The organism is Psychromonas hadalis ATCC BAA-638 (assembly GCF_000420245.1).
In the GTDB taxonomy this organism is placed as follows: domain Bacteria; phylum Pseudomonadota; class Gammaproteobacteria; order Enterobacterales; family Psychromonadaceae; genus Psychromonas; species Psychromonas hadalis.
This window is the reverse complement of sequence record NZ_ATUO01000108.1, coordinates 1-12806: the sequence shown is the minus strand read 5'-3', so window position 1 is coordinate 12806 and position 12806 is coordinate 1. Positions and strand designations below refer to the sequence as shown.

At 39.6% G+C, this 12806-nt stretch carries 8 protein-coding genes; 4 read left to right on the top strand and 4 right to left on the bottom strand.

What is annotated here, in order from left to right; all coding sequences use genetic code 11:
- The coding region (locus G322_RS0113100) for a beta-galactosidase (protein WP_022942212.1) at positions 1 to 2628 on the bottom strand (2628 nt) is incomplete at its 3' end.
- A 387-nt stretch (positions 2629 to 3015) separates the two neighbouring features.
- Positions 3016 to 3423 carry a hypothetical protein gene (locus tag G322_RS0113095; protein ID WP_022942211.1) on the bottom strand — a complete coding sequence of 136 codons (408 nt, stop codon included), beginning with the start codon at positions 3421 to 3423 and terminating at the stop codon, positions 3016 to 3018.
- An 807-nt stretch (positions 3424 to 4230) separates the two neighbouring features.
- Between G322_RS0113095 and ebgR the strand changes: the two genes are divergently transcribed.
- The 4 genes from ebgR to G322_RS0113075 all read left to right on the top strand — a co-directional run bounded on the left by ebgR (position 4231) and on the right by G322_RS0113075 (position 10445).
- Positions 4231 to 5223, top strand: coding sequence for a transcriptional regulator EbgR (gene ebgR / locus G322_RS0113090; protein ID WP_022942210.1), 993 nt, complete (start codon positions 4231 to 4233; stop codon positions 5221 to 5223).
- 213 nt (positions 5224 to 5436) lie between these two features.
- Positions 5437 to 8481: a beta-galactosidase subunit alpha gene (gene ebgA / locus G322_RS0113085; RefSeq protein ID WP_022942209.1), complete on the top strand. Its 3045-nt coding sequence runs from the start codon at positions 5437 to 5439 to the stop codon at positions 8479 to 8481.
- Complete coding sequence (locus G322_RS0113080) at positions 8481 to 8933, top strand: beta-galactosidase subunit beta (protein WP_022942208.1); 453 nt, start codon at positions 8481 to 8483, stop codon at positions 8931 to 8933. Before ebgA ends, G322_RS0113080 begins: the two co-directional genes overlap by 1 nt.
- A gap of 105 nt (positions 8934 to 9038) precedes the next feature.
- Positions 9039 to 10445, top strand: a complete 1407-nt coding sequence (locus G322_RS0113075) for an amino acid permease (RefSeq protein WP_022942207.1) — start codon at positions 9039 to 9041, stop codon at positions 10443 to 10445.
- Positions 10446 to 10622: 177 nt separating this feature from the next.
- On the opposite strand, the gene G322_RS0113070 is transcribed toward G322_RS0113075, so the two are convergent.
- Positions 10623 to 11123 carry a hypothetical protein gene (locus tag G322_RS0113070; protein WP_022942206.1) on the bottom strand — a complete coding sequence of 167 codons (501 nt, stop codon included), beginning with the start codon at positions 11121 to 11123 and terminating at the stop codon, positions 10623 to 10625.
- A 14-nt stretch (positions 11124 to 11137) separates the two neighbouring features.
- Positions 11138 to 12652 (bottom strand): YifB family Mg chelatase-like AAA ATPase, encoded by a 1515-nt coding sequence (locus tag G322_RS0113065; RefSeq protein WP_022942205.1) that lies wholly within the window; start codon positions 12650 to 12652, stop codon positions 11138 to 11140.
- Positions 12653 to 12806: the final 154 nt, after the last annotated feature.

The following is a 12806-nucleotide window of genomic DNA, read 5'->3' as shown; positions in this document are numbered from 1 at the left end:
TACTTTTCCTTGGCCATTAATCTTGTATTGCCAGTGACTCGTAATCATTAACTTACCTTCAAAATAGTGACCAAATTGAACCTCAACAAGGACCTCTTTACTGAGTGAAACCGCCTGTATCGAAACACACTTAGCCATTAAATCTGAAAGCCCCGTTGTTTTCCAGCGTGTCACCCAAGCATTTTCATCAATGCAATTTGCTTCGCTGGTACCAATGTCATTATCTAATGGTGCACGATAAAAATTATCTTTAGGGCCCTGTAATAGTTTATTTTCACCAGCCACTAACCATTGCTTTATCAGTCCCTGTTGTTTATCTATTTCAATCACAAAATCTTTGCCACTAACGATGATTTTGTCATGTGTTTCAATTAGTTCGGGTGCATCAGTTGCAGATAAAAGCAACTCTGGTAATTGCGCGACAGAAGCTAAAACAAGTTGCTCCGTTGCAACAATGAAACCTTTAGCGGCCCAAGGTTTGTCCTGATTTAATAACACTTCAATATTAAGAAAATAATCACAACCTGCTTTTTGTGCGGGTTTAGTTTCAAGTAAGGTTAATAACTGCGAATTTTTGGCTGATATCTGCAATGGCACTTCACCAGTGGCAATCACATAACCCTCTTCCGTTACCGTCCAGTGTAGTGTTTCTGCTTCACTGTCTATAAAGAGGTGTTCACTGGTAATCTTAATGGTTAATGCTTCAGAAGATGCATTACCCGCTAGCAAACTAAACTGATAAAACTGCTGTGCTTTTTTTACTTCAAATAACTGCGGGTGCGGACTTCTATCGGGAAATAACAAACCATTAATACAGAATTGACGATCATTAATAATATCGCCAAAATCTCCGCCGTAGGCCCAGTATTTTTCCCCTTTCTGATCAGTTTTAGTTAACCCCTGATCAACCCAATCCCAAATGAATCCGCCCTGTAACCGTGGGTAGTCTCGAAAGGCTTGCCAGTATTTATCAAAACAGCCCAAGCTATTGCCCATTGCATGAGCATATTCGCATAAAATTAAAGGGCGCTGTTCATTAGGCATAGCTAACCATTTTTTAATCGAAAATTTAGGCACCACACTCGGCGCATCAGCGATCAAAAAATCGTCATCTACCCGCGCATACATAGGCACAATAATATCCGTGGCGGCGGTATCTGCCCCACCACCTTCATACTGTACAGGTCGGGTTGGATCTTTAAGCTTGGTCCACTGATACATCGCATGATGGTTATGGCCAATGCCAGATTCATTACCTAACGACCAAATAATAATACAGGCATGGTTTTTATCGCGCTCAACCATACCGGTCATACGAGACATATAAGCATTTAACCAACTACTATCATTGGATAAACGCGACATGGGAAATTGCCCATGCGTTTCAAGATTCGCCTCATCAACCACATATAAACCATATTGGTCGCACAATTCATACCAACGAGCATGATTTGGATAATGCGCTGTACGCACTGCATTAAAATTATTCTGTTTCAGTAATTTAATATCAACAAGCATATCGTCATAGGAAATAGCATGGCCTTTTTCTGGATGATGTTCATGGCGATTAACACCACGAATTAATAATGCCTCACCATTAAGTTTAAGTTGACCATCGCTTATCTCAACGACACGAAAACCAACTTGGTAAGCTTCACAATCAACCACATCACCATCACGATTAAGCAGTGAAATAACAATACGATAAAGATAAGGCGACTCCGCACTCCACTTTTTAGGTGACGTTACGTTAATAAAATGTTCCGCAATATCTTTGTTGATACCTTTTTCATCGATCACCCGTTGACCAAATGAGGCGAACAAGGGCTCTGTTTGTGGCCTTAATTGCGCATCAAATAACTGTGCCCGTACGCTATATCCTTGACTCTGTGTACTCAGGCACGTTTTAACCTTTAAAACACCATGATTAAAACACGCATCTAACTCCGTAGTAACGGTCACATCACGAATATAAACAGCAGGTTTACTCATCAAGGTGACATCGCGGAAAATACCACTTAACCACCACATATCCTGATCTTCCAAATAAGAACCATCAGACCAACGTAATACCATCACCGTTAATTGATTTTCACCTGCCACTAACTGGTCACTAATATCAAACTCAGCAGGCAAACGACTGTCTTGCGAATAACCTATCCAAGTACCGTTGCACCAAAGGTGAAAAGCCGAGTTAACACCATCAAAGGTAACGGTTTGTTTACGTCCTTGCCAAGACGCTGGCAAAGTAAAGGTTTTTTGATAAACGCCCGTTGGGTTCTCTTGCGGCACAAAAGGGGGGTTATCAACAAAGGGGTATTTTACGTTAGTATAAATGGGTTGGTCATGACCCTGTAACTGCCAGTTACTCGGTACCGTAATAACCCCCCAGTCATCGCTATCAACATTTTTCTCAATACAACTACTTGGCACCCTTTCTGGTTGAGGAAATAATTTAAAAATCCATTGGCCATTTAATGACTGTTGAAATTCTGAAGGCAAATTATCACGGGCAGCATCACAACAATGATACGCATGTAAAGGGGCATGGGGCTCAACCACATTTTGCTGAATAACATGCTGATTTTCCCAATCTCGGGCGTTAATGACTTGCAAAAATGTTCTCATTTCATTCCTTACACGCGTTAATGGCGTACCGATACAGCTCTAATAGGTGAATAAATTGTACACAATCAAAATAAAAATGTAAACGATTACACTAAGTGATATTGTTGTTTAATATCTATAAGTAGATCTCGCTTATGCTTCTATAAATATTTTTTGAGCCGGTTAATCAACATTAGCTTTTAAGTGGCAGAGTAGATAACAGGTATAACAAGAGGGACTGTAATACCAAACCCAATAAATATGTAATCTTTTGGGACGTGAGACTTTAGTCTCGCCTTTACTATTGGCGCGTACTAAAGCAGTACGTCCTAATAATTAATATGACCAGTTAATTAATGGAATTGGCATAATAACCTGGGCATCACTCGGTAGTGATACCCCGAATGGCTATTTCTGTTTAGCATTAAACAATGGAAGAAAGTTCAGTAGAAACAAAACAATAATAGCCATATACAAACAATAAGGTGCAACCTCTAACAACAGACTATTCGTCGCGATATATTTGCTAAAAAAGGGGCTAATGAACACAAAAATGGGGATAGTGGTTTTTAACATCCAGATACGAAGACGTATAGTAGAATGTTTATCACGCAATTTTTGCACGCTAGAAATTAACAGTAAAAACCACGGAATAAAAAAGGCGGCAAAGGACCAATCAGGATAAATGGCGCCCACCTCTTGTAATATGCCCTCCCCCTGAGACAGCACCAGTAACATGCCTAAAAAAGTAATCCAAGCAGCTATCATCATGCCAGAATCTAAAAAATCAGTTGTTTTCTTGGTGTTTGTTTGCACTTTAGCACGTCCTAAATTGATAATTAAATTGAATAAATACGTTGTTATTGAGCGGTTGTTTTTGAGCTAAATATGATTATACATTTTCATTCACTATCCACTTAATACTTTGTTATGAAGTGCGAATAATATTGCCAAATTATCAAGTACAGGCAATTAAACGCCAGGGAAAAGGGGTTTAAATAATACAAGTTAAGTACCGTTAACCACCAACCCAGTGATTTTTCTTGATTGAAGGGGTTAGCCTCTCTTTATATAAATTAAAACACGCAGGACTAGAGTCCCACTTCCCAAAAGCAAGCTAATTATTCCTAGGAAGTACGTCAGTTCAGTCTTATGAGCGGGTAAGCTCTGCAAACCCTTTCTTTAGTCCTGCCTTTTGATGATTGAATTAACAAATGACTAGAAAGTGAACTTATTCTATTTTTTTAGACCCGTCCCCCCTGGATTTTATGCCTTTCAGGGGGGGTAAGCTATATTTCATTCTATATTATTTCGATGACTTTCATGGAAATTAATGATTCAAGTTATTTTGTGGTGGAGTTATTTGATCATAAATTTCCATGAAGGTCGCTCCCTACTATTCAATATTTTCGAGTATTTATGAGGATTCGTCAGATTTCAGTCAATAAGTTTCAATTTAGTAAAACACAAAAAAGCCATTATAAACGATTACACGCTATTAATTTAGGCAATTACCCCCTAAAAAATAAAAAATACTAGAGAGTTAAAGTTTTACTTTTTGTTAGATAGAAATAAAAATGCTATTTTATATTTATTCAGGATATTCAAAGCAGGTAAAAACTTATGGCAACGTTAAAAGAGATAGCAGAAACAGCCGGTGTTTCTTCGGGCACTGTCTCACGTATATTAAATGAAGATCCCACCCTCAGTGTGAAAGCAGAAACCAAACGTAAAGTCGTTGAAATTGCAGAACGTTTACAATATAAAACAATTGCTAATCGCCACAGTAGACCGAAACAGGCCACCCGCCTTCACTTTGCCGTTCTTTATAATTATTCACAGGATCTAGAGGTTAACGATCCCTACTACTTGGCAATTCGTCATGGTATTGAAATGCAATGTGATAAGTTAAATATCCAACTAACAAGTTTTTACAATCATTTTTCGAATAATAGGCAAGGCTTGCTGGATGGCATTTTAATGGTCGCTGAAGCACAACCTATCGAATTCAAAAAAGCAGCTAAACTAACAAAAAACATTGTTTACATTGATCACAGCGATAATCAAAGCGACATTGATAGTGTCGATGTTGACCTACATCAGATCACCCGAGATGCGATTGATTTTTATATCCAGCAAGGCATAAAAAGCATTGGTTTTATTGGTGGTGCAGGCATTTACGGGAGCCAAGATGCACGTGAAGAAACCTTTAGACACTATGGAAAATTAAACCAAGTATGTAATGAAAAAAATATTTACATCGGTGATTTTAGTAGTGAATCAGGTTATCAATTAGCACAACAACTTCTTCGCTCTGGTCACTATCCAAGTGCCGTGTTTGTCGCTTCTGATTCGATATCGATTGGGGTATTACGCGCTTTTAATGAGAAAGGCATTAAAATTCCAGATGACATTGCCGTCATTAGCATTAATGATATTCCGACCGCAAAATTTACCTTTCCCTCCTTGAGTACTTATCATATACATTCAGAGTTAATGGGCATTCAAGGTGTTAACTTATTATTTGAAAAACACCGCGATCAGCGGGAAATAGCGATTCGCATTATTATTCCCCATGAATTAAAACTCAGAGAAACTACCTCTACACTGCGTTAATTTTATTAACATTTAAAAAGGATAAGCCATTGCTTATCCTTTTTTTTTGTCTTCGTATAGTCCTTAAACGTTACAAAATGTAACCAGCGGAAGTTATTCACAAAAACCGTACAAAATGTGACCTGAATCAAGGGAAAACGTTTTCACGCGAGACTTTTGGTAAAAGTTTTACTAGTATAGTTTTACTTGTTAATAATTAGTTTCGGAGCACATATGAATAACTGGGAAAATATCAATCTGTTAAGTGAAAATAGAATGCCAGCACGCGCATACTTTTTTTCCTACTCAACACTTAATAATGCAAGGATGCTACAACGAGAATTAAGTCAGCACTTTATGTTATTAAGTGGAGAATGGGCATTTAACTTTTTTGAACACCCGTTATTAGTGCCAGAAACGTTCTACCAGAAAAAAATGACAGAATGGAAAACATTACCTGTGCCAAGCATGTGGCAGATGCACGGTTTTGGTCAACTGCAATACACTGACGAAGGTTTCCCTTTCCCAATTGACGTGCCTTTTGTTCCGAGTAATAACCCAACAGGTGCCTATCAAAAAAGCTTTACACTCGGCGATTCATGGAATAACAAACAAACCATTATCAAATTTGATGGTGTAGAAACCTATTTTGAAGTGTATGTGAATGGTCACTATGTTGGTTTTAGTAAAGGCAGTCGCTTAACGGCTGAATTTGATATTTCTGAATATGTTTTGCAGGGTGAAAACCTATTATCAGTGCGAGTGATGCAATGGGCTGACTCAACCTATATTGAAGACCAAGATATGTGGTGGACAGCGGGTATTTTCCGTGATGTTTATTTAGTGGGTAAAGAGAACAACCATATAGAAGATTTTACGCTGCGCACTGACTTGAGCGAAAATTATGTTGATGCCACATTAAGCTGTGATGTGCAGTTAAATAAAATACCAGAGCAAGCACTGACGTTAGAATACGCCCTTTATGATGGGCAAACCGTTATTCATCAAGGCACAACAACACTAACAACAAACTCAGCACAATTAACGCTAGATGTTACCGATATCACCACTTGGTCTGCTGAAAATCCCTATTTATACCAGCTATTTTTAACCCTTAAAGACAGCGCAGGCAATATTATTGAAATCGTGCCACACAATGTGGGTTTCCGAGATATCAAAGTAAAAGAGGGTCTATTTTATGTGAATGGCCAATACCTGATGTTACATGGTGTAAACCGTCACGATAACGACCATTTAAAAGGCCGCGCTGTGGGCATGGACAGGGTTGAAAAAGATCTACAGTTAATGAAGCTACACAATATTAACTCAGTACGCACCGCACACTACCCCAATGATCCGCGTTTCTATGAGTTATGCGATAAATACGGCTTATTTGTATTAGCAGAAACAGACGTTGAAACACACGGTTTTGCAAATGTTGGTGATTTAAGCCGTATAACTGATGATGCAAGCTGGGAAGGCGTCTTTGTAGATCGTATCGAACGTCATATTCACGCGCAAAAAAATCACTGTAGTATTATTATCTGGTCACTGGGTAATGAATCGGGTTACGGCTGTAATATCCGCGCAATGTGCGTGGCGGCAAAAGCGATTGATGATACGCGTCTTATTCATTATGAAGAAGATCGTGATGCAGAGGTGGTTGATATTGTCAGCACTATGTATTCACGCGCGCCACTGATGAACTATTTTGGCGAGCAACCCATGGATAAACCACGCATTATATGCGAATACGCACATTCAATGGGTAATGGCCCGGGTGGTTTAACTGAGTACCAAAATGTATTTTATAAACATGATCATATCCAAGGTCATTATGTCTGGGAGTGGTGTGATCACGGTATCTTAGAAAAAGATGAAAAAGGTGATGACGTTTATAAATACGGTGGTGACTTTGGTGATTACCCTAATAATTATAATTTCTGCATGGATGGTTTGATCTACTCAAATCAGCAAGCAGGTCCTGGATTACGTGAATACAAACAGGTTATCTGCCCGGTTAAAGTCAACGCAAAAGAGATTGAAAATGGTCTATTAACGGTAACGAATAAGTTCTGGTTCACTAACCTAGATGATATTACCTTGCACTTCTCTGTTTGCGCAGAGGGTGAAGTGATTAGCCAACAGCAAGAAAAATTGCTTAACTTAAATGCAGGTGAATCACGTGAAGTACAGATTAGTCTCCCTGAATCTGAGCTGCGTGAACTGTTTATCAATGTTTCTATCACGAAAGATTCGGCAACACCGTACAGCGAGAAAAACCATGAATTAGGTATTTTCCAATTTAAAGCACAGGAAAGTCAGCTGCCGCTACCCACTTATCAAACCAATAATGCTATCGCTTTAGATGTCATTGAAACCGCGCTTGAATGGAAAATTGAAGGCTTTAACTTTACCTTAATCTTCTCAAAAACCAACGGAAAACTAATTTCGTGGATAAGTGATGATGTAGAAATTATTCATACATCACCCAAATTAAACTTCTTTAAGCCCATGATTGATAACCACAAACAAGAATTTGAAGGGTTATGGGAGCCTGCGCATCTGCAAATTATGCAAGAGCACTTCCGCCAGTTAAATGTTGTTCAAAAAGAGGGGAAAGTGATTATCACCTGCGACAGTATTGTTGCACCTCCCGTTTTTGATTTTGGCATGCGCTGTCAATATGTGTATGAGATCAGTGCATCAGGGCAACTCAATATGCAGTTATCCGGTGAGCGTTACGGTGACTACCCACATGTTATTCCCGTGATTGGTTTAGACATGGGTATTAAAAGTCAATTTGACCAAGTGGAATATTTCGGCCGTGGTCCTGACGAGAACTATCAAGATAGCAAACAAAGCAACTTGATTGACCGTTACAAAACCAATGTCGCAGCTATGTTTGAAAATTATCCATTCCCACAAAATAACGGTAATCGCCAAGATGTTTCATGGTTATCTTTAGTGAACCGCCAAGGTAATGGGTTATTTGTTAAAGGCCACCAGCCACTGAACTTTAGTGCATGGTTCTACAGCAACGAAAATATCCATCAAGCACAACATACTAACGAACTGCAACTAAGTGGTTACATCACCCTTAACTTAGACCATCAAGTAATGGGATTAGGTTCAAACTCTTGGGGCTCTGAAGTATTAGATTCATACCGTGTACACATGGATAAATTCGCTTATGGCTTAACCTTAATGCCAATTAATCAAGGTTCAGGCAGTGGTCAATATCTTGCAAACCATGACTTTATTCAGGGAGATAAATAATGATTATTTTAGACAATTTAGCACAGTTCAAATCGCTCTACCGCGATGGCCGTAAATGGAACCGTTGCATTGAAGCCATTGAAAACATCGATAATATTAAAGATAACGTCTATCACTCAATTGGTGACTCTTTAGTCTATATGGTTGATAACGGCGAGATAAAAAACAGTGAACAATTTGTTGGTAATAGACGTTATTTCGATGTGCATTATTACCTTGAAGGCGAGCAAAATATTGAGATAGCAGATAAAGAAAAACTCACTCTCGTCGCGCCTTATAACGATGATACTGACCACGAGTTTTTCACTGGCCAAGGGCAGATTAAAAACATTAACAAGGGACAAGTCATTATTTTTGAAAACCATCAAGCCTATCGTGTAAGCAATAGTGCCTCCGTTAGGAAAGTATTGTTAAAAGTCACCATCGAAGATGGCTATTTTTTAAATAAGTAACCATTTATCCTGCATCCCTATTAACCAAGGGATGCAGGATATTGTTGATTTTTAGTAACAATAAAATTCAACTATCTATAATTAAATAAATTATTGGAGTACATTATGTCTGGACAAGTTCGTGGCACTATGGGCAAGTTTGCCTTACTGTCAATCACCTTTGTGGCGGTTTTTAACGTTCGTAACATCGTTAATAATAATATCGAGTTGGGCTTAAGCTCAGCACCTATCTTTTTGCTGGCAACACTGGTTTATTTTATTCCCTTTGTTTTTATTATTGCAGAATTTGTTTCGGCAAATAAAGACTCAGAATCAGGCATGTATGATTGGCTTAAAAAACCGTTAGGCACAAAAATGGCCTATCTTGGTTCATTCCTATATTGGTTTGTTAACCTGTTCTGGTTTGTTTCCTTGCTACCGAACGTAATTTCTTATGCTTCATACGCAATGCTCGGTTATGAATATGCCTTCTCACCGCTGGTGACATCGGCTATTTCAATTACTTTATTTGCAGCTGCTACACAAATTTCAACCAAGGGAGCAACCTGGTTAGGGCGAATTTCTGAGTTAGTCGCTTACAGTGTGTTTGCGCTATTCTCTGTTTATATTATTGGCGCACTAATGGCACTGAGTGGCGACCACGTTCCTGCAGAGCCGATTACCCTTGAAGCAATGACGCCTACTATTAACTGGGCAACGATAGGTATCATGTGTTGGATTTTCCAAGCGGCAGGTGGTGCAGAAACAGCGGCTGCTTACTTAAAAGATGTTAAAGGAGGCGCAAAAACATTCATTAAAGTTATTATTGCAGCGGGTGTATTAATCGGTGCAATGTATGCGATTGGCTCTTTACTTGTAAACGTATTCGTTGCGCGTGAAGACTTAACTTATGCAGGGGGTATGGTCGAAATATTTACTGGTATGGCACAATACTTTGGCATATCTGAAACATTAGTGGGTCGTTTTGTTGGTATCATATTATTCGTCGCAATGTTTGGTTCTATGATGATGTGGACAGCGGCACCTGTAAAAATTCACTTCTCTGAGATTCCACAGGGTGTTTATGGCGAGAAAACAACACAGCTAAATGAACACGGTGTTCCAGTACGTGCGGCTTGGTGGCAGTTTTTGTTTGTCGTTATCATGTTATTAGTTAGCGGTTTTGGATCTGACTCAGTACAAGATATGATGAACGTAGCCATTAACCTGACGGCAGGTACAGCAATGATACCGCCTATCTTTATCATGGTTGCTTACTTTGTCTTCCGTTGGAAGCACGATGATACACCACGTGATTTCCGCATGGGCTCTCGTAAAGTCGGTATGAGTATTGTATCAGTGCTTATCGCTATCTTTGTCATTAGTATGGCGGCATCCGCTTTCCCAACAGGCGTCGATTTCATTAAAGCATTCTTCATTAATGTATTTATGACCGCAGTGTTCTCAGGTTTAGCATGGTGGTGGATTGCTCGCTTTGAAAGAAAACGATTCAATGCAAAGAAACAATCATAAAAAGACAAATACGCTAACGCTTAAAATACAGTCAAAATAACAAAAAACCCCATGACAGCAATGTGATGGGGTTTTATTTTTTTCGTACTGATGAAAATAAAAGGAGAAAAGCAAGCTATCCAACAGGAGAGAATAATTCACATAGGGTCATCAGGTTAACCATTCAGCCATAGCACTTCACAAAGGGTTGTCTCGCCAAATAACAACATCTACAGACTCCTTTTCAAGATTGACCTTATGCAACAATACAAAGTAACTCAATCCACCTAAGGTTAATTTTTTTTGTTGATTAACGGCCAATAAAAGTGAATTTGTTGAGCTTGTGGTTAAGGCTAATTTTCCGTCCTCTATTTTCACCCTGATTGAATAAGATTGCCCACCCGTTTGCAGGGCAAAACTGTAACGGATATTACTGGCGATTAAAAAGACCAGATCACCACGTTCATTATTAATCTGCCTAAATAACATCGCACCGGGTAACATTTTTTTGGTGTGAATATTAAATGAGCACAACTCACACTCAGGCAACGTTTTACCCTGCCAATCAACCAGATCATGCCCCATAAAAAACAATTTGTTTTTTTTCAAAACAAACTGGTTGCCCGTTTCATTATTAGCAAAAGGGTTACAAGCAACTAATGAACATAAAAACAGTAAAACAACGCTGACTCGCAACATTTTTTCTTCCTTGATTAAGAGATGTTTTTCAACAACCTGTCCATGGCACGATAGTTTAAAGACTCTAATAGATGTTGGCGTTCAACAGTTTCACTCTCCGCTAAATCTGCAATGCTACGCGCCACTTTTAACAAACTATGCCATGCCCGAATCGATAATCCCATCTTATTAATTGCCTCCTCCAAAAATAGCGCATCTTGTTCGCTTAATCGGCAAAATTCAGCTATCTCCTGTGTTGATAAATTATGATTGAGTTTATCTTGGCGCTGAAGTTGTCGCGACCTCGCTTTTAAAACTCGCTGTTTTATCTGTGTACTTGTCTCACCTTTTAACTTGCTTCCCGTTTGTGAGGAAGCCAGTAACCCTTTTGGTAATAAAGGCACCATAATTGATAGTGAAAAACGATCTAAAAAAGGCCCTGATAAACGCCCTAAATAACGCAACACCTGATCTGGCGTACTGCGCCTTAACTCGCCACTAATATGCCCACAAGGGCTAGGGTTCATCGCACCGATTAATTGGAAATTTGCGGGAAAGGTCACTTGGTTAGCCGCCCGTGAAATCGTCACTTCATTGGTTTCTAAGGGTTGGCGTAAGCTATCTAAAACAGCGCGTGGAAACTCAGGAAGTTCATCTAAAAATAACACCCCTCTGTGCGAGAGTGATATCTCTCCCGGTTTGGGTTTACCGCCACCGCCGACCAATGCAACCGAAGACGCAGAATGGTGTGGAGAGCGATATGGCGGTTGATACCAATCTTCTCGCGTTTTACCACAAACAGAATAGATAGCAGCCGTTTGCAGTGCATGTTCTTCACAAAGTGGCGGTAAAAGCGTCATAAAACGCGCGGCTAACATGCTTTTCCCTGTTCCGGGAGGGCCGACCAAAAGCAAATTATGCCCACCAACAGCAGCGATTTCTAACACTCTTTTAGCTTGCTCTTGCCCTAACACATCACACATATCGGGTTGTTCTTTAAGCAGTGGCTTCTCTTTTACTTGCGCAGAGGGGAGTTTCTTCAGATCTTGAAAAAAGGCACAAACATCGGTTAAGCAACTTGCCACATAAGATTGCACACCTGTTAATGCCGTTTCATGTTGATTCTCAGGACAGACGATGACGGCTCGATGTGCAGATTTGGCGGCTAATACACAGGGGATAACTCCGTCAATAGGGCGTAGATTTCCCGCTAATGTTAGCTCCGCAAAACACTCAAACTGTTTCGCTTTTATCTCCGATAACTGCTCAGAGGCGATAAGAATTGCTAATGCGATGGCTAAATCAAAACGCCCACCCTCTTTGGCAAGGTTAGCAGGGGCAAGATTAACGGTTATTTTTTTATTAAAGGGGAATTTAAAGTTGCTGTTAGTGATCGCACTGCGCACCCGCTCTTTGGCCTCTTTCACAGAGGTTTCAGGTAGACCGACCAACGAAAAGCTCGGCAACCCCGTGCTTAAATGTACTTCCACTAATACTTCTGGCGCATCAACACCAGAGAGCGCGCGACAATAAAGTGAAGCTAATGCCATTTATCCACCTACTTAAAGTCAAAATATGAGTATAGTTCAACTCCGCTAGGTACACGGTAAGCTCAAAAAAAATTTAACACCACGAAGGCACAAAGAAAAAAGAAGATAAAAGATTCAATCTCTTTTTTGGTGAACTCTGCGTAGCGACTTCGTG

Excerpts from the sequence above, each read along its gene's own strand:
- ebgA (WP_022942209.1), top strand. The coding sequence starts at position 5,437 with ATGAATAACTGGGAAAATATCAATCTGTTAAGTGAAAATAGAATGCCA.
- G322_RS0113070 (WP_022942206.1), bottom strand. The coding sequence starts at position 11,123 with ATGTTGCGAGTCAGCGTTGTTTTACTGTTTTTATGTTCATTAGTTGCT.
- G322_RS0113080 (WP_022942208.1), top strand. The coding sequence starts at position 8,481 with ATGATTATTTTAGACAATTTAGCACAGTTCAAATCGCTCTACCGCGAT.
- ebgR (WP_022942210.1), top strand. The coding sequence starts at position 4,231 with ATGGCAACGTTAAAAGAGATAGCAGAAACAGCCGGTGTTTCTTCGGGC.
- G322_RS0113075 (WP_022942207.1), top strand. The coding sequence starts at position 9,039 with ATGTCTGGACAAGTTCGTGGCACTATGGGCAAGTTTGCCTTACTGTCA.
- G322_RS0113065 (WP_022942205.1), bottom strand. The coding sequence starts at position 12,652 with ATGGCATTAGCTTCACTTTATTGTCGCGCGCTCTCTGGTGTTGATGCG.